This window comes from Varibaculum massiliense (assembly GCF_900106855.1).
Lineage (GTDB): Bacteria > Actinomycetota > Actinomycetes > Actinomycetales > Actinomycetaceae > Varibaculum > Varibaculum massiliense.
In genome coordinates, this window is sequence record NZ_FNWI01000004.1 from 1,215,856 (window position 1) to 1,238,159 (window position 22,304).

At 54.1% G+C, this 22,304-nt stretch carries 17 protein-coding genes; 9 read left to right on the forward strand and 8 right to left on the reverse strand.

Going from position 1 to position 22,304, the window contains the following annotated elements:
- The first annotated feature begins 76 nt into the window (after positions 1 to 76).
- Positions 77 to 2,770, forward strand: coding sequence for a type I DNA topoisomerase (gene topA / locus BQ5456_RS05480; protein ID WP_071129107.1), 2,694 nt, complete (start codon positions 77 to 79; stop codon positions 2,768 to 2,770).
- A gap of 203 nt (positions 2,771 to 2,973) precedes the next feature.
- On the opposite strand, the gene BQ5456_RS05485 is transcribed toward topA, so the two are convergent.
- From BQ5456_RS05485 to BQ5456_RS05495, 3 genes are all read right to left on the reverse strand, one after another.
- The gene (locus BQ5456_RS05485) at positions 2,974 to 3,720 is read right to left on the reverse strand and encodes an anaerobic ribonucleoside-triphosphate reductase activating protein (protein ID WP_071129108.1); all 747 of its coding nucleotides are present in this window, start codon (positions 3,718 to 3,720) and stop codon (positions 2,974 to 2,976) included.
- Positions 3,713 to 5,536 carry a ribonucleoside triphosphate reductase gene (locus BQ5456_RS05490; RefSeq protein WP_071129109.1) on the reverse strand — a complete coding sequence of 608 codons (1,824 nt, stop codon included), beginning with the start codon at positions 5,534 to 5,536 and terminating at the stop codon, positions 3,713 to 3,715. Before BQ5456_RS05490 ends, BQ5456_RS05485 begins: the two co-directional genes overlap by 8 nt.
- A 252-nt stretch (positions 5,537 to 5,788) precedes the next feature.
- The gene (locus tag BQ5456_RS05495) at positions 5,789 to 6,703 is read right to left on the reverse strand and encodes a phosphatase PAP2 family protein (protein ID WP_071129110.1); all 915 of its coding nucleotides are present in this window, start codon (positions 6,701 to 6,703) and stop codon (positions 5,789 to 5,791) included.
- 101 nt (positions 6,704 to 6,804) lie between these two features.
- On the opposite strand from BQ5456_RS05495, the gene BQ5456_RS05500 reads away from it, so the two are divergent.
- A complete protein-coding gene (locus BQ5456_RS05500; RefSeq protein WP_159428769.1) occupies positions 6,805 to 9,273 on the forward strand; it encodes a DEAD/DEAH box helicase in 2,469 nt (822 codons plus the stop codon).
- Between the two features lie 5 nt (positions 9,274 to 9,278).
- Here BQ5456_RS05500 and BQ5456_RS05505 read toward each other — a convergent pair whose 3' ends face one another.
- The 3 genes from BQ5456_RS05505 to BQ5456_RS10690 are packed head-to-tail and all read right to left on the reverse strand — an operon-like array spanning position 9,279 to position 10,385.
- Positions 9,279 to 9,659: an Rv3654c family TadE-like protein gene (locus BQ5456_RS05505; RefSeq protein WP_071129111.1), complete on the reverse strand. Its 381-nt coding sequence runs from the start codon at positions 9,657 to 9,659 to the stop codon at positions 9,279 to 9,281.
- Positions 9,656 to 10,054, reverse strand: a complete 399-nt coding sequence (locus BQ5456_RS05510; RefSeq protein WP_071129112.1) for a TadE/TadG family type IV pilus assembly protein — start codon at positions 10,052 to 10,054, stop codon at positions 9,656 to 9,658. Before BQ5456_RS05510 ends, BQ5456_RS05505 begins: the two co-directional genes overlap by 4 nt.
- A gap of 1 nt (position 10,055) precedes the next feature.
- Positions 10,056 to 10,385 carry a DUF4244 domain-containing protein gene (locus tag BQ5456_RS10690; RefSeq protein WP_083378512.1) on the reverse strand — a complete coding sequence of 110 codons (330 nt, stop codon included), beginning with the start codon at positions 10,383 to 10,385 and terminating at the stop codon, positions 10,056 to 10,058.
- 31 nt (positions 10,386 to 10,416) lie between these two features.
- On the opposite strand from BQ5456_RS10690, the gene hemL reads away from it, so the two are divergent.
- From hemL to BQ5456_RS05530, 3 genes are all read left to right on the forward strand, one after another.
- Positions 10,417 to 11,832: a glutamate-1-semialdehyde 2,1-aminomutase gene (gene hemL, locus BQ5456_RS05520; RefSeq protein ID WP_071129950.1), complete on the forward strand. Its 1,416-nt coding sequence runs from the start codon at positions 10,417 to 10,419 to the stop codon at positions 11,830 to 11,832.
- Between the two features lie 152 nt (positions 11,833 to 11,984).
- Positions 11,985 to 13,430, forward strand: a complete 1,446-nt coding sequence (locus BQ5456_RS05525) for a hypothetical protein (RefSeq protein WP_143037040.1) — start codon at positions 11,985 to 11,987, stop codon at positions 13,428 to 13,430.
- Positions 13,431 to 14,147, forward strand: a complete 717-nt coding sequence (locus BQ5456_RS05530) for a hypothetical protein (RefSeq protein ID WP_071129115.1) — start codon at positions 13,431 to 13,433, stop codon at positions 14,145 to 14,147.
- Between the two features lie 139 nt (positions 14,148 to 14,286).
- On the opposite strand, the gene hisC is transcribed toward BQ5456_RS05530, so the two are convergent.
- Positions 14,287 to 15,342 carry a histidinol-phosphate transaminase gene (gene hisC / locus BQ5456_RS05535; RefSeq protein WP_071129116.1) on the reverse strand — a complete coding sequence of 352 codons (1,056 nt, stop codon included), beginning with the start codon at positions 15,340 to 15,342 and terminating at the stop codon, positions 14,287 to 14,289.
- Positions 15,343 to 15,499: 157 nt separating this feature from the next.
- Here hisC and purB point away from each other — a divergent pair, with 157 nt between their 5' ends.
- The 3 genes from purB (at position 15,500) to BQ5456_RS05550 (ending at position 18,883) form a co-directional block, all read left to right on the forward strand.
- Positions 15,500 to 16,945 carry an adenylosuccinate lyase gene (gene purB, locus BQ5456_RS05540; protein WP_071129951.1) on the forward strand — a complete coding sequence of 482 codons (1,446 nt, stop codon included), beginning with the start codon at positions 15,500 to 15,502 and terminating at the stop codon, positions 16,943 to 16,945.
- Between the two features lie 228 nt (positions 16,946 to 17,173).
- Positions 17,174 to 18,436 (forward strand): hypothetical protein, encoded by a 1,263-nt coding sequence (locus BQ5456_RS05545; RefSeq protein ID WP_071129117.1) that lies wholly within the window; start codon positions 17,174 to 17,176, stop codon positions 18,434 to 18,436.
- Positions 18,437 to 18,610: 174 nt separating this feature from the next.
- Positions 18,611 to 18,883: a heavy-metal-associated domain-containing protein gene (locus BQ5456_RS05550; protein WP_071129118.1), complete on the forward strand. Its 273-nt coding sequence runs from the start codon at positions 18,611 to 18,613 to the stop codon at positions 18,881 to 18,883.
- Between the two features lie 71 nt (positions 18,884 to 18,954).
- Here the strand turns inward: BQ5456_RS05550 and BQ5456_RS05555 are convergent, their stop codons facing one another.
- Positions 18,955 to 19,614, reverse strand: a complete 660-nt coding sequence (locus BQ5456_RS05555; RefSeq protein WP_071129119.1) for a DedA family protein — start codon at positions 19,612 to 19,614, stop codon at positions 18,955 to 18,957.
- Positions 19,615 to 19,736: 122 nt separating this feature from the next.
- On the opposite strand from BQ5456_RS05555, the gene BQ5456_RS05560 reads away from it, so the two are divergent.
- The gene (locus BQ5456_RS05560; RefSeq protein WP_071129120.1) at positions 19,737 to 22,304 is read left to right on the forward strand and encodes a lysylphosphatidylglycerol synthase transmembrane domain-containing protein; all 2,568 of its coding nucleotides are present in this window, start codon (positions 19,737 to 19,739) and stop codon (positions 22,302 to 22,304) included.

Genomic DNA, 22,304 nt, shown 5'->3' on the forward strand with positions numbered 1-22,304 from the left:
ATTTGGCTACGCCAGAACTTTCCGAGATATATATAAGGTATAAAGGTCAATATTTAACCCACGAGAAGAGGCAGTTTTGAGCGCTAAAAAACTGGTAATAGTGGAATCTCCAGCCAAGGCTCGCACTATCAGCGGATACCTGGGCGCTGACTACCAGGTGGAGGCGTCCGTGGGACATATCCGCGACCTACCTCAACCCTCCGCGCTACCCGAAAAACTTAAACAGTCCGGGTACAAAAAGTTCGCGGTGAACGTGGAAGATGGTTTCCAGCCCTACTACGTGGTTAACCCGGATAAGAAAAAAACTGTAGCCGGCTTGCGTAAAGACCTGGCGCAAGCAGAAGAACTCTACCTCGCCACTGATGAGGACCGCGAGGGAGAAGCAATCGCCTGGCACCTCCTGGAAGTGTTAAAACCCAAGGTTCCGGTTAAGCGGATGGTGTTTCATGAAATCACCAAAGAAGCGATTGACCGCGCCCTAGAAAATACCCGAGATATTGACACTGACCTAGTCCAGGCTCAGGAAACCCGGCGGATTTTAGATCGCCTCTACGGATACGAGGTTTCCCCGATTCTATGGCGCAAAGTTGCCCGTCACCTCTCTGCCGGCAGGGTGCAGTCAGTAGCCACCCGCCTGGTAGTGCAGCGCGAACGCGAACGCATTGCCTTCATACCTGCCAGCTATTTTGATCTCACCGCCACCTTTAACGCCGAGGGGCAAGATTTTAACGCCCGCGCCCTAGAAATGGATGGGGTACGTTTCGCGGTAGGACGCGACTTTGATGATCGCGGGCAACTAAAACGCAAAGCCACAGTTATGGATCAGCAGCTGTGGGAAAAACTGGCACAGGCACTAACCGAAAAACCCATCTGCCAGGTAACTTCCGTAGAATCCAAGCCCTATACTCGCCGCCCCGCTCCCCCTTTTACTACCTCTACCCTGCAGCAAGAGGCCGGGCGGAAACTGCGAATGTCTTCGCGGCAAACTATGGCGGTAGCCCAGTACCTGTACGAAAACGGCTACATCACCTATATGCGAACCGACTCCACCGCGCTGTCCAACCAGGCGATTTCGGCGGCACGCCGCCAAGCAAAAAAGCTATATGGCGCGGACGCTATCCCCGAAAAACCCCGCTTTTACGCCAAGAAAGCGAAAGGCGCACAAGAAGCCCACGAAGCTATCCGCCCTGCGGGAGATAACTTCCGCACCCCCTCGCAGGTAAAAGGAGCCCTCAGCGATCAGCAAGCGGCGCTTTACGAACTGATTTGGAAACGCACCCTGGCCTCGCAGATGAATGATGCGCGCGGAACTACCGATACCGTCCGGGTAAGCGCTCAGCTGAGTTTGGAGGGCGCGGCGCGCGAAGTAGTGTTCACCGCTTCGGGAACCGTAATCACCTTCCGCGGTTTCCTGGCCGCCTATGAAGAAGGCAAAGATAAATCCCGCTACGCCAGCGCCGATAGTTCCACGGCGCTACCAAAACTTAGCGAAGGACAACAACTGGCAGTTACCAGCGTAGATAGAGAAAAAGCAGAGCACGTAACCAGCCCGCCTCCGCGCTATACCGAAGCCTCCTTGGTGAAAACCTTAGAAGAAAAAGGAGTAGGGCGTCCCTCCACTTATGCCTCCACTATCGGGGTAATTATTGAGCGCGGCTATGTGCGCCGCGCCGGACAAGCTCTAGTGCCTTCTTGGCAGGCATTCTCGGTGGTCAGGCTACTAGAAGAAAATCTGGCTTCCCTGGTGGATTACGACTTTACCGCCACCATGGAGGGCGACCTCGACCAGATAGCTGCCGGGGAACGCAACGGGAAAGAACTTCTCAGCCACTTTTATTTTGGAGGCGGCGAGGGCGATGCTTTCTGGGAGCGCGGTCTGAAAGACACCGTGGAAGGTCTAGGCGAGATTGATGCTCGCGCTCTGAACTCTATCGAGGTGCAACCGGGAGTAAACGTGCGGGTGGGACGCTATGGACCTTACCTGGAGGACGCGGAAGGCAAGCGAGCCTCGGTTCCCGAAGATTTGGCGCCCGATGAGTTGGACGCCAAAAAAGTAAAAGAACTGTTCACGATATCGGCTGATACCGGGCGAGAACTGGGCAAAGACCCAGAAAACGGGAACCTAATCTTAGTAAAGAATGGTCGCTATGGGCCTTACTTTACCGAGGTACTGCCCGAGGACGCCCCCAAGGGTACTAAACCTCGCACTGCCTCCCTATTTAAAACCATGTCTATCGAGAGCGCCAGCCTGGACGATGCCCTGAAACTGCTTTCCTTACCGCGCATAGTGGGCAAAGATCCCGAATCCGATACCGAGATTACCGCCCAAAATGGTCGCTACGGACCATACCTGAAGAAGGGGTCGGATTCGCGCTCCCTAGAAAGCGAAGAGCAGATTTTCTCGATTACTTTGGAGCAGGCATTAGCGATTTATGCGCAGCCGAAGACCCGCCGGGGGCGCACCGCGAAACCGCCTCTAAAAGAGTTGGGAACCGATCCAGTCTCCGGCAAACCGGTAGTAATTAAAGACGGGCGCTTCGGTCCTTATATTACCGATGGCACCACCAATGTGACCGTGCCGCGTTCTAGCACCGTGGAAGAGATAGAAGCTGATCAGGCATATACGTTGCTGGCGGAAAAACGGGCGAAAGGACCTGCTAAGAAGCGCGGAACGCGCAAAACCACCAAGAAGACTGCCACCAAGAAAACCACCAAGAAGCGCACAACCACTAAGAAAACTACCGCGAAAAAGACCGAGGCGAAAAAATAGTTAGGCTCTAAGGAATAAGGCTCCCGCAACTTTTCCAGATTTTCACTATCAGTCTTGCCTCGCCTTTGGTAGGGAAAAACTGCCCTCATTCTAGCGGCAGGCGCTGCCCATGGCTAAGAGTTCTAAGATAACCTCACGGAAAATCCTTCTCGTAACATTTGGCTAACTCTTTGAGGGCGCGGCGGGAAAAGTTACTAGCTACCTTAAGCGGGACGGAAAGAAAAGTTTTCCCACCCCAGCTGCCCGATTTCCTTAGCCCAAGTCTTTACTTGGCTATCCCAACCTCGAGCTTGTGCCTTAAATTCGGCGGAAGTCCCCAACTCGCGTGCCTGCTGCAGGGCAAAGTTTTTTACGCCTCGCTCCGCCAAATCTCGCGCCAACTCCACTACTTTCCCGGGGTGGTTCGGATAAACAGTTAACCGTACCTCGTAGGCTACCTGGCTGGCCAACACCGCATCTAGGCAGGCAAAAGCCTTATCCGCACCTGCTACTCCAGTCACCTGACGGTAATCGGCGGGCAAGGCTTTAATATCTAGCCCCACCCAATCGAGCAAACCATCCGCCAACATTGCTTGCAGACGCGAAGGATAGGCTCCCGCGGCGTGCAGCCCCACCTGGAAACCTTGGGTCTTCACCCAGCGGGCAGCTGGAATCACCGCTGCCTGCGCCAGCGCCTCCCCACCGGAAAACACCACTCCGTCAAGCAGTCCTTTTCGGCGCCCTAGCAACTCTTCTAGCTCCGCAAACGGGACTGCGCCGGGTACTTTGAAATCTAAGATTTCATAGTTTTGGCAATAGGCGCAGCGCCAAGGGCAACCTTGGCAAAACACGCTGGCCACGATCTTCCCTGGCCAGTCCACGGTAGAAAACGGGACTAGCCCCGCAATGTTAAGCTGCCTGGCCTGCCCGAGCAGGCTCGGCTCCCCGTCAGCTGCCGAATAATCACACACCGGCTAACTCTTGTGAGAAAGTAGTCCGTTCGGCGTACTCGCTCTGCTTGCCGGTATTGAAGGAGGTGACCGGGCGGAAGTAGCCCATTACCCGCGTCCACACCTCACAGGGCTGCTCGTGGTTGCCTTCCTCGGCACACTTGGGACAATCGAAATGTTCACCCGACAAATACCCGTGGACTGGGCAGATGGAGAAGGTAGGGGTGATCGTAATATAGGGCAGCTTGAAGTTCGCTAGCGCCCGGTGCACCAGGGTCTTGCAGGACTCCGCGGAGTTCATCGCTTCGCCCATATACAGGTGCAACACGGTACCACCAGTATATTTGCCTTGCAGTTCTACCTGTTCTTCTAGCGCCTGGAAGGCGTCTTGGGTGTAGCCTACCGGAAGCTGCGAAGAGTTGGTGTAGTAGGGCGCGTCCGCGGTGCCAGCCTGAATAATCCCAGGGAAGCGTTTGGCGTCCTCTTTCGCAAAACGGTAGGTGGTGCCTTCGGCGGGGGTGGCCTCTAGGTTGTAGAGGTGACCGGTTTCTTCCTGTAGCTGCACCATCCGTTCCCGGATATGATCTAGCAGGTCGGCGCACATCTTATGCCCCATTTCGCCGGTAATATCTTCCGCGTCATCGGTAAAGTTACGCACCATCTCGTTCATTCCGTTTACCCCAATAGTGGAGAAATGGTTGTCGAGAGTGCCCAGGTAACGGCGGGTATAGGGGAAAAGACCGGAATCCATGTGCCAGGAAATAACTTCCCGTTTCTTCTCTAGGGACTGGCTGGCCAGGTCAATCAGGTGATCGAGCTGGCGGGTGAGCCCGTCCAGATCGCCCTTATAGAGGTAGCCGAGGCGCGCCATGTTTATGGTCACCACCCCCAGGGAACCGGTTTGTTCTGCCGAACCGAACAGCCCATTGCCACGTTTTAGCAGTTCCCGCAGGTCTAGCTGCAAGCGGCAGCACATGGAGCGAATCATATGGGGATCCAGATCCGAGTTCAGGAAGTTCTGGAAGTAGGGCAGACCGTATTTGGCGGTCATCGCAAATAGCCGCTCGGTGTTGGGGGAATCCCAATCAAAGTCGGGAGTGATGTTGTAGGTGGGGATGGGGAAGGTGAAAACCCGTCCATCGGCATCCCCGGCGGTCATCACTTCGATGAACGCCCGGTTGATTATTTCCATTTCTTCGGCTAGATCCCCGTAGGTGAAGTCCATCAGTTCATCCCCAATCAGGGGGTGTTCATCTACCAGGTCATCGGGGCAAGTCCAGTCGAACGTGAGATTAGTGAAGGGGCACTGGCTGCCCCACCGGCTAGGCACGTTCAGGTTGTAAATCAGTTCCTGCATGCACTGGTGAACCTGCTCGTAGTCCAGGTTGTCTTTGCGAATAAATGGCGCCATATAGGTGTCGAAACTGGAGAACGCTTGGGCACCTGCCCATTCGTTCTGTAAAGTTCCCAGGAAGTTCACGATTTGTCCGCAGGCGGAGGAAAAATGGCTCGGCGGGTTCGAGGCAATCGCGCCCGGAACTCCGTTAAAACCTTCCTGCAATAGCTGCTTTAGAGACCAACCGGCGCAGTAACCTGCGAACATATCCAGGTCGTGAATATGGTAGTCGCCGTCGCGGTGGGCTTGCCCGATTTCGGGAGTGTAGACCTCGTTTAGCCAATAGTTGGCAATCAGTTTGCCCGAAGAGTTAAGAATCATGCCCCCCAGCGAATACCCCTGGTTTGCGTTGGCGTTTACTCGCCAATCGGCTTTTGATAGATACTCATTTACGGTCTGACCCGGATCAACCAAGTGCTTCGTCTTCGTTTGGGGTGCCATTTTCTTCCTCTTTTGCTTCCTTCAAATTCTTGTTTTAACGTCTGCGGCTTTGTAGCCAACGCTATCGACTATAGGTAAAACTGGTCGCAATGGCTAATAGACACACCATATATAGTAGGTTTCCCAAATGTGAACCACTAGATATTGTGTTTTTCCTGATTTTTCTCATATTTGCTGGCGAGGGCGAAAATGGTTACTTTACTTGCCAGTGCACATCTGGTTGAACTGCGAAAATACTTTGGGTCTTAAGTCCTAAGAGGTGGGAGAGGAAGATTTTCGAGGACGCATCCCGGCGCGGGCAACCTCAAAAATAAAAATCCAACAGGCTCCCCCTAAAGCAAGGACGGTGCCTGTAGCCAGCGAAAGGGCAAGGGGGTGGCGAGATTTAGCGAGGTGGCTCAGATCCATAGTGGCAGTCCCGACCGTGAAATAGTTACCTCCCCGCGCTAACTGGTAGTAACAGTAGGCGACCAACACTACCCCTACCAGCGCAATGATTGCTGCCAGGAAAGTGAAGATGCGTCCTCGTCGCAAAGCTCGCTGTCCCCGTTCCCCGCCCAGCTCTAAAGGAGAAAGTAACAGCGCAAACACTGAAACTACACAAATGGCAGCAAATACGTCCGAGGGGCGGTGCCAGCGCGCCACAATCACCGCTAAAGCCACCACCCACAACACCAACGCCGACAGATAGGTAGCCACTTCCCGCCAGCGATCGGCGGCTACCATCACCAGCGCGACCGCCGCTGCCCCCGCCGTCGTAGTGTGACCGGAGGGGAAAGAATTGGTCATATAGTAGGTGATTCCCAGCGCGGGGCGAGCAAGCAGAAAATGCTTGAGAAACTGAGTAGTTACTGTTGCTGCCAGCACCATCACCAGCATCCGAACCCCTAGGGCAAAACGCCTTCTTACCAGGGCAACTATTACTGCCGCAGCAATTAGAGGAACCAAAATAAATAAATACCATTCCCGCAGCAGCACTTGATCCCAGGGCGCAAACGAACGGTTGAGTTCAGAAAGGGTGAACATGGCCAGAGTATCGGTTGCCTGTCCCGCGCGGGTACACACAAAAAGCAGATAGCAGGCCGCCAGGAGTAGCGCGGCGAGGAAAGCAGCCGAAAAACGGCGTACGTAACCGGCGGTTAGACTACTTCTCACCCCGCTGCTCATGCTTTAACCTTATTTTGTCACCTCTTTGGTTTCCACAACCATTGGACATTTGGGCGTTAGTGTTAGCTAAAACTATTTTCACTGGGGGGAAGGAGCAGCTGGTGGGGTTGGAGAATCTGCTGGCAGGTTTACGTGCCTTCGGCACCGATCAGCTGCTTTACGAAACAGTGCTTCCGGCGCGCCGCGCTAGCTTTGCGCCTTGGCCCGATTGGGTGGGCGAAGATTTACAGGCGGGGCTTAGCGCCGCCGGGATAGACCGGCTTTGGGAACATCAAGCTAGCTGCGCAAATGCTCTTCATAGCGGTCAGGATGTGATGGTGACAACCGGTACCGGTTCCGGAAAATCTTTAGCCGCTTGGCTGGCGTTCCTCGCCCGGCACGCCCATACAAAAGATGCTGATACTTACCTGGAGGGAGCGCGACCTACGGCTCTATACCTGGCACCTACCAAGGCGCTGGCTCGCGACCAGGCTGCGGCTTTGCATCGTTGGTCTGGGCTCGCCGATCTGGATTTGCAGGTAGCGCCGGTAGATGGTGATAGCCCCGGGGAGGTTAAAAAGTGGGCACGGGCGAGCGCCGATATCGTGCTAACCAACCCGGATTTTTTGCATTTTGCGATTATGCGTGGTCACGAGCTTTGGCGACCATTTTTGCGTGGTCTTTCACTGGTGGTTATCGATGAAGCGCACTATTACCGCGGAGTGCTGGGAGCAAATGTAGCCTTGATATTACGCCGGCTGCATCGGCTCGCCCGCCACTATCACGCCCAGCCAGTCTTTGCCCTACTATCTGCAACTACCGCTAATCCTGCAGATCACGGCGCTAATCTATTAGGTGGAGACCGCACCCTGAAAGTTATCGACCACGATAGTTCCGGCAGCGGGGCGCATACAGTGTTAGTCTGGCGTCCGCCGGTAATCGATGCGAGCGATCCCGCCAGTTGGGATAACCAAAACCCCTGGGAAGAAAACGACCCAATCCTCCGGCAGAAGGAAGATTTTACCCTAGAAAACCCGGAGCTCAGCGGCAATGACGCTCCCGGTAACCCTGCAGACAAACATGATGAAGGTCCGCGCTATCCCGCTATTTGGGAAGGCGGGCGCCTACTGGCTCAGCTCGTAAATGACGGAGGGCGAGTGCTGGTCTTCGCGCCCTCCCGGCAAGGGGTGGAAACTATCGCCCAGGTCGCCCGGGATCAACTTAGCACCCGCAATCCCGCGTTAATGTCTCGGGTGGCGGCCTATCGCGGCGGTTACCTGCCGGAGGAGCGTCGCCAGTTAGAAAAAGACCTGCGAAAAGGCATCTTGCAAGGTCTATCGGCAACATCCGCTTTAGAACTGGGAATCGATATTTCTGGGCTGGACGCTACCATTACCTGTTCTTGGCCGGGAACTCGCGCCAGTTTCTTCCAGCAAATAGGTCGCTCCGGGCGCGCGGGACAAGACGGAATCGGCATCTTGGTGGTTTCCGATAATCCTTTAGATGATTTTCTGGCGAATCATCCAGAAGAAATTTTTCGCTCCGTTGAAGCCATAGTTTTCGATACCGAAAACCCGTTTGTATCTGCTCCCCAACTGCTGTGTGCCGCCGCCGAACTTCCCTTGAAAAGCGAAGATATTTCACTATTTGGGGAGGGTAGCGCCCAGATTATGTCAGATCTTCTCCAGCAGGGTTTGCTAATAGAAAGACCGGCGGGACTTTGTTTTGATATCACCAAACCGTTTTCGCCTTGGGAAGCAGTAAAAATTCGCGGGGATCTGGGTCAAGTACAGATTATTGAGGCTGAAAGCGCGCAAGTGGTGGGGACTGTTGATAGCTCCCGCGCCGATAGCGTGTTGCATCCCGATGCTATCTATGTGCATCAAGGGCGCGTCTGGCAGGTTTCGGCGCGCGATGAGGACACCGCGCAGGTAGTTCCTGGCCCCAAAATGCTTCGTACCCGCGCAAACACAGATACCAGCATTTCGATTTTGTCGGAAGAAGCAACCCCAATAACCCATCCGCAGGGAGTAAGTTGGCATTACGGGCGAATCGAGGTGCAAAATACGGTTACTTCTTTTGATTTATTACGCCTGCCCGGTCATGTTTATCAAGCTACTTTTCAGTTAGATTGCCCCACCCGCACTCTGCAAACTACCGGCACCTGGTTCACACTAGAAGAAAAGGTGGTTAAACAGTTACAACTAAATGAAGAACAGCTGTTGGGCGGAGGTTTACATGCGGCCGAACACGCCCTAATCGGAATGCTTCCTTTGGTGGCTACCTGTGACCGCTGGGATCTGGGAGGCCTATCTTTAACCCAGCATCTGCAAACCGACCTGCCGACAGTGTTTATTTACGATGGAACTGCCGGAGGCGCCGGTTTTTCACGACATGGTTTCCGTCAGCTGGCAACCTGGCTGGATTTAACCTTTCGGCAGGTAAATGAGTGCCCCTGTAAAGAGGGTTGTCCCCGCTGTATCCACTCTCCTAAATGCGGGAATGGAAACGAAATGCTTTCAAAATCTGCCGGGCGTGACCTTTTAGAATTTTTGCTGTCCCTCTTTAAGGGCGAAACAGCCGCTTTCTAGCAAGCTCAATTTCCACTAAGACGAGGACCGGCTCGGGAATGGGCTTTAAGCAGCCAGTTAGCAGGGGCTTTTGTGCTGACCTCAACTTTAACGTCAGAAACCTGCAAGCTACAGGCGGTCAAGGAAACCTGGTTCTCGCGAGCGACTTGCTCAGCTACGACGCAAGGAGCGGTTTCACCGCCGTAAAAATAGGTTTGCGCGGCGGCTAGAGCCGCGAAATCGGCTCCGTTTTGCGCCCGCGCTTTAGCGGCTAAAACCCCAGCTAGAAGCGTAATTCCCAGCGCTAAAGCCACCAATAGACAAATAAATCCCACCGCCCAGATTGTGGCTGAGCCTGACTCTACCTCTACAGATGCTAGTTTTCTCCGTTGCTGCCAAAGATTCACCGCTCTATCCCCATCATTAACTCGGTTTCTTTAAGCGCACTTACGCGGCAGGTAACCGCCGGCATCACTGACCCCGCCAACCTTTTACTGGCGATAGCTTTAACCCACTGACCACTGGTGTCTATATTCACCGTCACCCCGGCTGTGCCTTCCCAAGGCACCCCTATACTTGCCCCGCGCGCGGCAGTCCGTGCCACCTCACAGACCTGCACTTTGGCCGCCCCGGCTACGCCAGCTCCCAACCCCAAAACTGCCACTGCCACTAGCGCAGGCAGAGTGAGGGCAGTTTCGACCGTGGCATAGCCGCCCTGGCTTTCCCGCCGCATTTGCCACAGTCGGCGCAGCCACTGCCAAAACTGCGCCGACTGCGAATGTTTCCCAAATATTTTCTTCACTTTAAATCGAGAGCGCTCTTTGAATAATTGCAGTTAAAGCGCTTTTTATCCCCCCTCCCTTCACTACTGCCATCAATAAGCCGGCAAATGCGGCCGCCGCTAAAGTTCCGATTGCGTATTCGGCGGTAGTCATCCCGTCCTCCTCAGTTTTTAGTCGCGCAATCGCCTGTCGGGTTTGCGCCCACACTAAGGCGCGCAACGCCAAATTCTTCATCCCTTCCCCTTTCTTACCCCCAGACCCACTGCAGCCTGCGGTGATACCAGCATCCTGCGCAATAGCAGCCTTCGACAATGTCCCAATAAATACCTGTGTAAAGACCGCGATTATCATCTCTTGGGGACTTATGGGCGATAATGGGCGCATGAGTGAGCAAGCAAACCAATCCGATAAAGAACTATTCGCCCAGGCACGCAAAGCCATTCCTGGAGGAGTTAACTCTCCGGTACGCGCCTACGGCTCCGTGGGGGGAACCCCCCACTTTATTAAAGAGGCTTTCGGCGCTTATGTGCGTGATGAAGAAGACAACACTTTCGTGGATTTGGTTTGTTCCTGGGGGCCGGCACTGCTGGGACACTCCTGTCCCCCGGTGGTACGGGCAGTGCAAGAAGCCGCTGCCAAAGGCCTGTCTTTTGGAGCGCCTACGGTAAGTGAAACCAAACTGGCACAGGCGATTACCGCCCGGATGCCTTCCTGCGAACAGGTACGTATGGTTTCTACCGGCACCGAAGCCACTATGACCGCGATTCGCCTGGCGCGGGGAGTAACCGGACGTGACCTAATCATCAAGTTTGCCGGCTGCTATCACGGTCACTCCGATGGACTGCTGGCTGCCGCCGGTTCCGGGGTGGCCACCCAGGGGCTACCAGGTTCCGCGGGGGTAACCGCAGCGGTTGCCGCGGAAACCATCGTGCTTCCCTATAACGACTTTGACGCCCTCACCGAAACCTTCGAGCGCAAGGGGGAGCAAATTGCGGCAGTTATTTGTGAATCCTGCCCCGCCAATATGGGGGTGGTACCTCCACTCCCCGGCTTTAACCGGCATATTCGCGCGCTCACCAGCAAGTATGGGGCGCTGATGATTACCGATGAGGTGCTAACTGGTTTCCGGGTTGGTCCTTCGGGGTATTGGGGTTTGCAAAATGATTATTGGATCGACCTGCCCGCTAAACTCCCTGATTTTTCCAATGAGGACGAGCTGGCTACCTGGCGGGAAAAACAGTTAGAGAAAATGGAGTTCGTACCGGACATCTTCACCTTCGGAAAAGTCATCGGCGGGGGCATGCCGCTGGCAGCTCTGGGAGGATCCCGCCAAATCATGGAGCAGCTTTCTCCCCTGGGACCGGTTTACCAAGCCGGTACCCTGTCTGGTAACCCACTGGCCACCGCCGCCGGTCTGAAAACTTTGGAGTTAGCCGACCACACGGTCTATGCCCGCACTACGGCAGTTGCCGATGCTCTCATCGGGGCGATTGAGCACGAGGCTGAAGAAGCGGAAGTACCGCTGAAAGTCAACCGGGCGGGCAGTTTATTCTCGGTGTTCTTTGGGGAGGGCCCGGCACAAAACGGAGTTACCAATTTCGAGCAAGCTAATGCGCAAGAAACTTTCCGCTACCGCGCCTTCTTCCACGCGATGGAGGAACAAGATATTGCCTTACCGCCCTCCGGGTTTGAAGCCTGGTTCGTATCTTCGGCTCACGATGACCGCGCAGTAGGACGGATTTTAGCGGCGCTACCTTCGGCGATGCGCGCCGCCGCCGAAGCTAAGGATGATAATTAGGTTAAAGCCATCTCGGCACTAATTCTCATTGCGCACTCATTACCCCAGGAATTTAGGTTAAATTAGGAGAAACTCGATTAAAACTCTATCGTTAAACTTTAATGTTGTGATACACTTACATTGAAAGTATTGGTTGGGTTGGGAAGTTCCGATTGACTATGAGCATTCTGCGCAAGATCAGCAGTTTTGCTGCCACTACCCTAGTGGCAGCAGCGCCGCTGTGCATTGGCGTCTGCTCTGCTCCCCTAGCCCTAGCCGCTCCTTCCGACACGCCAGTCACCAGCACTTCTTCCCCTGCTCCAGTTGCTAAACCCCAGAATCTCAACGACTGGACAAAAACTAATTGCCCTGGTGGAGAGCAGTTTGTTAATCAGGTTACTGAAAACACCCCGATTTATTTGGGATATGCCAATGGGAAAACCTACCTGGGGTACACCGACGCTAAAAACACAAGTCTGGCAGGACAGGGAAAGAGATTTGTTGATCCCCATTCCGATGCAAAATATAAGGAAAAGATTGGTACCTGCGTGCGAGTAGCTGCCGATCAAAGTGGGCAGTCCAGTGCGCAAGTCTTTTACGGAGCCCTATTTAAGGCAGATAAATCTGCCTTGGCTGCCTCCGGTTTTAGCAAGGATACTCAGACCGTTTTCCAGGTAACCAAAGTAAACCCCTGGGATTCGGGAACAAAGGTGGAATCGCGGGCTCGCTGGACCAGTGCCACCTACCAACAGATGCCTTTCTCGGTTTCCGCGGGGCAATCCGATAGCGGTTTCAAAAATCTTTTATCTGGTGATGAGAGTTCGGTTGAACTGCGCTTTAGCCAGTCCGGTTTTTACACCATCCACCTAAAAGCCATAACTACCAATCCGCAAAATCCCGATAAGTCTTACCAGACCGAAATGGCCTACACCTTTATCGTTGGTAAAGAAGCCGCGGTTCCCCAAGATTTGCAGCACGCTATCGATGAAAATACCGGGGAAGGACCTGACAATCCTCCCACCCCCAATCCTGGGGAAACTACCCCTGGCACTTCCACGCCAGGTCACGGGAACGAAGGTGGAGACTCCAACCCGGGGACGAATCCCACTCCCAATCCTGGGGTAACTCCTGATCCGCGGACGCCGCACCACGGGAACGAAAACGGAAACGCTAACTCTGGGACTGACCCTTCCTCCCAGCCTGCAACAGGCGCTACCGGTTCGACGCAAAGACCAGGGCTGTCCTCCTCTTCTCGGCTACAAGCAAGTTCGCGGCTTGGTGGCACTAATTCTGCACGCCTCGGCGGCTCTATAACCCGCGCGCAGCTACCCCAACCACTGGCAGGTGCATTCCCTACCCTCCCCGACCCGGCAACCAGCTCTGCAGAGGCAGGGGACCAGGCGGGAATTGACCCCGATTCTGCCGCTGCTAACAGCCCAAATTCTGATAGCCAGGCTAACAACCAGAATCCTTTAAAGTTCCAGGCAGCAAATACTTCTACTAAACAAGCCGCCCAACAGTGGATTCGTTCCTCCTCCCTAGCGGTATTCGTAGTCGGTCTGGCCGCTGCCGGTCTTACCGGTCTCGGGTTACTGGCCTTTTCCCGGCTGCATCCATAGATGAAAAAACCCTGGCACGCCCGTTTACGTGACTATCGATTAAAACGGGAAAAAGATCAGCCCCTTGATGAAGCCATCTACCTATCGGCGGCTACTGGTCGGCTGGAACCCCTGCTGCGCGCCCTCGCAATCTATCCGGTATATAGCTGCGGGCAAGTCATAAACAAGGGTGATTCCCAGTTTTTACTCGCCTACTCTACCCGCCTACGCGCTCCCGCATCCGCCGAAGCTAATGCCGCCCTCCTAACTGAACATCTTGGTCGAATACGCGAAGATACCGAAGCTGCCCAGCCGACAGGTGCCATCCTTAACCCGGGGGGACAATTCGAAATCACTTTGGAGGCCCACAACCTCCCTCGTTTAAACTCCCTAGTAGCTGGGATGCCAACCGAAGATGCCCTCACTCCGATTGCCTCTGAAACACTTGAAGTTACCCCGGCAACTGACGAACATCAACAGCTGCTAACTGGGCTAATGCAGCAGTCGCCGGTACCTGCCGGGCAAATGCTGCGCGTCCTGACTGCCGAGTTTCACGGTTTTAAACCGGGATCGTGGCCGCTAGTTTTCTTAGTTGACAGTGCTGGAGTACCCCAGGAAATTCCCGCCCGTCTTCGCGAGCAACTGACCCGGATACTTCCGCAAGCGATACTAGTAGATCCGTCCGTACCTGATTGGCGGCGCGAGCTGTTTTGGAGTTACCGCGAGCTGCTGGCGTAACCGCAATCAGGTAACTGGTAGCAGGCGGCTCGCCCTTAGCTAAGCAATCGTTACTAGCGTGCCCTTAGGGTTCCCAGCAACTCCCACTTAGAGGTTAGTGCCCGCAGCTTTACTGCCAGCGGGTATTTTTCCTGCAGGGTTACCTAGGTTTAATTCCGCTGATAGCCGCCAAGAACTGGTCATTTTCTGTACGGTTGCCGATAGTTACCCGCACCCCCTCGGGAAAACCACGAGTTTGTATCCCTTGGGAAAGAGCTACCGACTGGATTTCTGCGCCGACCTGCCCGGCAAACCAAATGAAGTTACCACCCGCCTGCGGAATACTCCAACCGTTTTCGCGTAGTTTGCCCACCACTCGCTCTCTTTCTTGACAAATCTTGGCTACCTGCTGGCGCATGATTTCCTCGGCGGCTAACGCCGCCAGCGCGCAGGTTTCTGCCACCCCCGACAGCCCAAAAGGGGTTGCTACTTTACGGATTGCCGCCGCCACCTGGGGACTAGTCAAACCGTAACCGCAACGCAGCCCAGCTAGTCCGTAGGCTTTAGAGAAAGTACGCAGTACCAGTAGGTTGGGAAAGTCCGCGAGTAAAGCGGCACCGTCAACGTGACCAGGCAAAGTGTCGAACTCGAAATAGGCTTCATCTAGGACTGTCAACACTGTTTGGGGTAAATCCTCTAAAAATTGACGAACCTGCAATGCGGAAAGAGAAGGACCGGTAGGGTTATTGGGGCTGCAGAGAATAACTGCCGCAGTATCTGCGTCCACTGCCTCCAAAATCGCTGGCAAATCGTGACTACCCTGGTTATTTAGCGGAATCTGCCGGGAAGAGGCACCGGTGATTCCCACCAAAATTGGGTAAGCCTCAAAAGAGCGCCAAGGGTAGATTACGTTGTTGCCTGCTTGCGCTACCGCGGTTAGCGCGTTGGCAAGCACCTGAATCGACCCGGGACCGACTACCACCTGATTTTCTTCTAAACCAAAGTGGGCAGCCAGTTTTTCCACTAGGGCGCTACCAATCGCATTCGGATAGCGGTTAACGGTTGCTAAAGCCTCTTCACCTGCTTGGATAACCTGCGGGGCGGGAGCGAAGGGGAGTTCGTTACTGGAGAGTTTCACTACTTTTCCAGCTTCTCCCTTGCCCGCAACATAGGCTGGAAGCTTCGATAGTGCCTGCCGAAATCTAACCTGACTCATAAGCTAAGTCTGCTCCTTTTAGCCGTTTGCTGCTTGCCTGTTTCAAAAAGTGCGGCGAGCGGGCATATTTGCCTTCGCAGCCGAGTTTAGGATTTTGCCCTCGCCCCTAAAGAGCGGGCAACTACTCACCCTGATTGAGCGTGCCATAATAGGACTTATGCAAACCCTGCTTGATAACTGTTTTGATTTCGCCCAAACCGATACTGCTTTAGGTCCTTTAGATGGACGCTACCGCTCCCACGTGGCTGCCCTTACTAACTACCTGTCCGAACCGGCACTTAACCGCTCCCGCCTCTTAGTGGAGGTTAAGTGGCTGATTTTCCTGGCCGAAAACCAGGTATTAAAAGGGGTGGCTCCTTTTTCTGAGGAGGAGAAACGCTACCTGCGTTCTCTAATAGAAAACTTCGGCGAAGCCGAGGTGGCGGAGCTTAAACAAATCGAAGCGGAAACCAAACATGATGTGAAGGCCGTGGAGTATTTCTTGCAGGAACGCCTGCGCCGCGCGACCGATGTTCTAGCGGAAACTGCTCTGCCCCGCTACTTGGCTGCTGTGCATATTTTTTGTACTTCGGAAGATATTAACAATCTGGCTTACGGCATTGGGATTAAGGGTGCCGTGGAAAAGGTGTGGCTCCCGCGGGCAAAGAAGCTGGTCGATCAGCTCGGCGCGCTCGCCGCCCAAGCCGCGGAGGTGCCGATGCTGGCGCACACTCATGGCCAACCCGCTACCCCGGTGACTCTGGGCAAAGAAATGGCGGTATTTGCTTACCGCCTTAACCGGCAGATTCTCCGGATTGAAAACGCTGAATATTTGGGCAAGATAAACGGTGCGACCGGTACTTGGGCCGCACATAAAGTGGCGGTGCCGGGGGCTAACTGGCCGCAGCTAGCTAAATCATTTGTGGAGCATTTGGGGCTTTCCTGGAATCCGCTCACTACCCAGATTGAATCTCACGACTGGCAAAGTGAGCTCTATAGCGACTTGGCGCGGGCTAATCGGATTATGCATAACCTAGCGACCGACTGTTGGAGCTACATTTCGATGGCCTACTTCCACCAAAATCTGGCGGCGCAAGGCTCGACCGGTTCTTCCACTATGCCCCATAAGGTCAATCCCATCCGTTTTGAAAACGCGGAAGCCAATCTGGAGATTTCTTGTGCGCTGCTGGAAACTTTGGCGCAAACCCTGGTGACTTCCCGTCTGCAGCGCGATCTTACAGACTCTTCTACCCAACGCAATATTGGGGTGGCAATTGGGCATTCTCTGCTCGCCCTCTACAACCTTTCGGGGGGTCTCAGCGGGTTGGATGTAGCCGATCAGGTGATGGCTCGTGACCTTGACCGGAACTGGGAGGTTCTGGGAGAGGCAGTGCAGCAAGTAATGCGGGTGGAAGGTTTAGCGGGTACTCCCGGAATGGACAACCCTTATGAACGGCTGAAAGAGCTCACCCGTGATAGCAAAGTTGATGAGGCAGCAATGAGAGACTTCGTACTTTCATTAGGGCTTTCTGAGGACGCGCAGGCACGACTGGTGGCTCTCACCCCCCAAACCTATATCGGTTATGCTCCCGAACTGGCTACCGGAAAGCTGCTAGAAAACTAATACCTACCGGATGGTAAGTATTGAAAATACGGTATTTTCTAGCTAAATTGCAGAAAATTCACCAGGGCTACCCGGGTATTTACCAAGGTTAAAACCTTATGTGATGTAACTCACCTAGATTAAATTATTTTCAGCTGGCAATTTAGTAACCATGCGGTAAGATTATTAGTGGTACCAAATGAATGGAGCGTTCCCAAAGCGGCTCCGCAATAGATGAGGGATTGAATCATGAGACTTAAGAACTTCGCCAAGACCCTGGTATCTGGGGTATGTGCAACGGCCTTGATTCCCGCCGGTCTCTTAGCGGTCGCGGCTGCCGGCAACCTACAAGGTGAATCGCCAGCTAGCGAGGTAAACGTAACCACCTCAGTGGCGAACACTCCTAAGTTCTTAAGCGGCTGTATCGGTTCCGATCAGCTGGGTTATGAAAACGTAGAGATTCGTAATCTTCCTGCAGGTAAAGACTGGTTCTTAACCGTTTCTGACTCTGACCAGAACCCCTTCCCTAGCCGCGACAGCTACCGCAACCCCAATGGCGGTGGCTACATGTACATTTTCGATACGGACGCTGACGCCAACTACCGCCACATTAAAGAAGCAGTTCATGACACCGGTTTTGGGTTGGCAGCGAGCTACAACTTCAAGCCTTCGGTCAAACAGACCTACGCCTGGGTTTTCGTTCAACTAGAGGACGAAATTTACGGGGCTTTGAAAGTTAATGCCGGGTGTGACTATGACTTCGCTACGGTGCTAGACAACAATGTTTTCGACAAGTACCTGCAGATTAAGAAGATGGTGGTCAACCCGCAGGCAGTGCGGCAAACCGTAAATCCTCGCCTGGAGCTGCACCAGTTTAGGGCTCCGGCTACCGGAGACTTTAAGGTACTAGATACTGCTCCGGCACCTCAGCCCAGCACTGATCCGAATACTGAACCTTCTCATCCTGATGTTCCCGAGGTTCCTACGGCTCCTACCGTGGAGCGCCCGGCACCGACTATTGATGCTTCGAACAGGAATGCTACGCCGCGTACCACGCCCCAAACCCGTCCGCAGGCTAACCAGCACAGCGCTTCCAGCCAAGCGCAGCCACAGCCAGCTCCGGTACGCACAGTAGTTCAGTATCGGGAAAGCACTCGTACAGTAACGGTTCCCGGACCAGTTCGTTACCGGGAAGCCCCTAGCAATACTTCATCCTCCAATAACGCAAGTGGAAAGGATACTCCTCCTACCTCCTCGAACAACTCCGCTAAACCGGCTCAAGAGGGGTCGGATAGCGCGAAGGACGCAACTGGCAATGGGACCGCCAGTCAAGTTCAGGGAGTAGAAGCACCCAAGGCAGCGCCTTCGGCGCCCGCTGCGGCTCGAGCTACCAGCAACCCCAGTGTGGTTGACCGCATGGGTGGGCTCGGCACCATTGCCGCAATCGCGGTTCTTGGGTTGATTGGCGCAGGTGGCGCCATTGCCCTAACCAGGTCATTAATGAACGGTTAAGGCCACTGGGAACTGGCCTTAGCAGTTCTCTGGTTAGGTACGGGGCAGGAGATTCCCTCAATCTCCTGCCCCGTCTTAAATTCTCGGGTTTCATAAACAGCTGAACTCGTTGCAAACCGCAAGCGAAAGATTAGAATTCAGGTAGAACATAGCAAGATACAAGAAGAGGATATTATGCGGTTTTTCCCAGCAAAACGACCCGGACAAAAAGCCACCGATCGCACTATCGATATTTTGGTCACCGGCATGACCTGCAATAAATGTGTAGAACACATAAGTGAAGCCCTGGAGAATCTAGATACGGTGAAGCAGGTGTCGGTACTGCTCCGCACAGACGAACCCAGCCAGGTGACCATCCTGACTGACTACGAGATCGAAGACCAGGTTATCCGCGACACCGTTAAGGACGCCGGATACGAAGTTGTCGCCATCGAACGCGACCAGTAACTCCCCTACTTCGTAGCTTTTAAGCCGGTCGCGCGCAAGCAAACGCTGGCTATTGCCCGGCTACCGTTTCCCTATTTGTCGGCAGTTTTCTTCTTCGAGCGCGCCTTGAAATAGCTGACCACCATCGGCAGTACCGAAATGGCTACAATCGCAATCGCGATTATTTCTACGTTATTAGCCACTGCCGGAATATCCCCCAGCAGCACCCCTGCGATCATAAACACCCCAATCCAGAGGGCAGCACCGAGCATATTCCAGATCAAGAAAGTGCGGTAATGCTGCTTACCTATCCCGGCAATGATCGGCACAAACGTGCGCACGAAAGGAACAAAGCGCGCCAATAGTAGCGCCACCCCACCGTAACGACGGAAAAACTCCTCGGACTTATGCATATTTTCGGTTGACAAATAACGGGCATCATCTTTAAATAACCGTCGCCCGTATTTGCGACCCAGCCAATAACCCACCAGGTTTCCGCAGATAGCGGCCACGAATAGTACTAAGAAAGTCAACCATTCGGGTACCCCCGGAATCCGGTTGTGTAAAATCCCCAAGGCAAAAATCATAGAGTCGCCTGGAAGTACCGGGAAGAGTACCCCAGATTCAATAAACACAATCAGGGCGACCGCGGCCACCATCCAGCCGCCGAGTTGAGCCAGGAGGGTGTTCAGCAAAAGATTCGGGTCAGTAAGATAATCTATTGCCCCGGTGGTCGCCACGAACCCTAACATTGATCCTCCTGAAACAAAATTATGAACTCTCTTTATCCTAGACGAGGGCGTGAAGCCCCCGGCAAGCAAAAACCCCTCCTGGGCGCAAGGTCACATCCAACTAAATTGCATAGAATCAGAACATGAGTATTTCGGGAGATACTGCGAGCCCCCAAGGGAATCAGCACCTCACCGAAATAGTAGACGCCAAAAACTCCCGTTTACGCCGTATCGATGACCTGGCACGCGCCGGGCTTTACCTGGCAGCCATCATCCTGGTAGTACTGCTGGCCATTTACGCCCACGCCACCACCCAGGCGGTTGCCCAAGATCTAACTAAAGTCTTTATCAACACCACTTTGGCGCAGATTCTGCTACTGCCCCTCTCCATGCTGCAAAATCTATTTATCCTAGTGGCTCCGGTGGCGTTACTCATCATGCTGGCGCTGCGTCGGCAATGGTTACGCACCTTTCAATCCGCATTTACTGCGTTAATAGGGGGAGTGGTCGCTTTAGGAGCCTCCGCTTTGATTTCAGCGCTACCCTACGTATTTTCTAACGCTTTGAAAGTGTGGGCGGTGGGCGGTTCTATCGTCGCAATTTCCATTCCCTTTACTGCAGTCGTAGCGATGATGACTATGGCGGGGGAACGCCGACGTGACCAGCTAGTACGGGTATTGTGGGCAATAACCTGGGCAATCCTTGCCCTGGCGGTCCTACAAGGTCGCATGACCTTACCTTCAGCGCTTGTCACCGTCCTATTAGGCACTTTCACCGGATGTATCGGGCGCTACCTGTGGGGGGTGCGCAATCATCGTCCCACCGGAAGCGCCTTGATTGTGGCTTTGACCAGGGTAGGGATTACTCCCCGGCGAATCCTGCGCCTTGATCCTCCCACCGAGGGGGATTTACTGTGCGTCGAACAGGTAACTTTTACTACCGAGGCGGGCTCCCTGCAACCGGTTGGGGAAATGAAACGGGAAAGTTTGCCGCTAGATCCAGTCTTAGAGCTCGCCACTTTTGCCGGTCAGGATCTGAAATCTGAAGGAGAAACAGCCGGATCTGCCGACCGAGTTTACAGCGTAATCTCCGAGGACTCTCGCTGCTACCGGATGGTGGCCACCGATGGGGATTCTCGTCTCTCCACCTGGATTACGGGAATCTGGAATAACCTGCGGCTACGCTCTTTCTCCAAATCAACCGCCACTACGGTGAGGCAAAATGGCGAATACACCGCGCTAATGGGAGCGATGACCACCCGTGCGCAGGTCAGAACACGTCCCTATCACGGACTCGCCCACTCGGGCACCACCATGCTAAACATTTTCGAGGACAACATTGCCCTTAGACCGTTTAGCTCCCTGGGTGCTGCCGATATTTCTGATGAACAGCTCTCCTCTGCCTGGCAGCAGCTACTAAACGCCCACCAGGGAGGACTCGCTCACCGTAATATCAGTGCCGAGAATCTTTGTTTAGGATCCGATGGATCCCCCTATTTTCTTAACTGGTCACAAGGAGAGGTTGCGGCCTCCAGAATGTCGATCCTTATCGACCAGGTACAACTGTTAGTGCTCACTAGCCTGTTGGTGGGAGAAGATCGGGCAGTAAAAGCCCTGCGGAAGGTACTTCCCGGTTCTCAAATAGAGGCTATGGTTCCGGTGCTGCAAACTTTAGCGCTGCCCGACTCTACCAGGCGGCAGGTACGAAAAACCTCTCTACTTGCCAACTTGCGCCAAGAACTATTGACCAGCAGCCAAACAGACCCGGCAACTGTTCCTCGCGCCCAATTGCGCAGGTTCTCTTGGTCTTCGCTAATTTTTACCGCGCTGGGGGTAGCGGCAGTCTTAGTGGTCTTAGGTTCGCTGAACTTTAAAGAAATCTACGCCACGATTGTTACCGCTAATAGCTGGTGGATTTTAACGGGAGTCTTCTTTGCTATCGCCATGAGCAGCGGGCAGGCACTTTCCCTGCAGGCAGTCACCCCTAATCGCCTAGGGTATGGAGAACTATTTTTGCTGCAAATAGCCGGTTCGGTTACCTCACTGGTCGTGCCTGCAGGTTTAGGGGTAGGGGCGCTAAACCTGCGGTATTTAACCAAGAAAAATATGACCAGCGCCCTGGCTTTGGCTACCGTCTCCCTAATGCAACTCTTCCAATTCGTGATTACGGTGGCGCTGCTGGCAGTAATGGTAATGTTCACCGGCACCTCTATGAACGTGCGCCTACCCTCTTCAACGATGGTAGGTGCAGTTTTAGTAATTGTGGCTTTACTGGTAACCGCTTTCGCCCTACCCAAAGTACGTAAATGGATTTGGGAAAAAATAGAAGCCCCCTTCCAGCAAGTATGGCCGCGCCTAATCTGGATTACTTCCAGTCCTCGCCGAATGTTCCTGACTGCCCTGGGTTGTCTGCTGCAAACCAGCCTGCAGCTAGCCGTCTTTTATTGCGCGGTGGCAGCTTTCGGCTACCACCTACCCATTGCCACTATTACCGTGACTTTCTTGGTATCCAACACCCTTGGTTCCCTGATTCCCACCCCGGGAGGGCTTGGCCCAGTCGAGGCCGCCCTGACTGCCGGTCTGCAGGTCGCCGGGGTACCGGGCGCCATCGCCTTATCTGGAGCCTTACTGTACCGCTTACTGACATTCTGGATGCGCGCCCCCCTGGGATGGTTAGCGATGCGTCACCTGCAACGGCGGGACGTGCTTTAA

What these genes read in the sequence shown, in the direction of transcription:
- BQ5456_RS05490 (WP_071129109.1), bottom strand. Translation starts at nt 5,536, where the DNA reads ATGGCACCCCAAACGAAGACGAAGCACTTGGTTGATCCGGGTCAGACC.
- BQ5456_RS05550 (WP_071129118.1), top strand. Translation starts at nt 18,611, where the DNA reads ATGCGGTTTTTCCCAGCAAAACGACCCGGACAAAAAGCCACCGATCGC.
- purB (WP_071129951.1), top strand. Translation starts at nt 15,500, where the DNA reads ATGCAAACCCTGCTTGATAACTGTTTTGATTTCGCCCAAACCGATACT.
- hisC (WP_071129116.1), bottom strand. Translation starts at nt 15,342, where the DNA reads ATGAGTCAGGTTAGATTTCGGCAGGCACTATCGAAGCTTCCAGCCTAT.
- BQ5456_RS05495 (WP_071129110.1), bottom strand. Translation starts at nt 6,703, where the DNA reads ATGAGCAGCGGGGTGAGAAGTAGTCTAACCGCCGGTTACGTACGCCGT.
- BQ5456_RS05555 (WP_071129119.1), bottom strand. Translation starts at nt 19,614, where the DNA reads ATGTTAGGGTTCGTGGCGACCACCGGGGCAATAGATTATCTTACTGAC.
- BQ5456_RS05560 (WP_071129120.1), top strand. Translation starts at nt 19,737, where the DNA reads ATGAGTATTTCGGGAGATACTGCGAGCCCCCAAGGGAATCAGCACCTC.
- BQ5456_RS10690 (WP_083378512.1), bottom strand. Translation starts at nt 10,385, where the DNA reads ATGATAATCGCGGTCTTTACACAGGTATTTATTGGGACATTGTCGAAG.
- BQ5456_RS05545 (WP_071129117.1), top strand. Translation starts at nt 17,174, where the DNA reads ATGAGACTTAAGAACTTCGCCAAGACCCTGGTATCTGGGGTATGTGCA.
- BQ5456_RS05530 (WP_071129115.1), top strand. Translation starts at nt 13,431, where the DNA reads ATGAAAAAACCCTGGCACGCCCGTTTACGTGACTATCGATTAAAACGG.
- hemL (WP_071129950.1), top strand. Translation starts at nt 10,417, where the DNA reads ATGAGTGAGCAAGCAAACCAATCCGATAAAGAACTATTCGCCCAGGCA.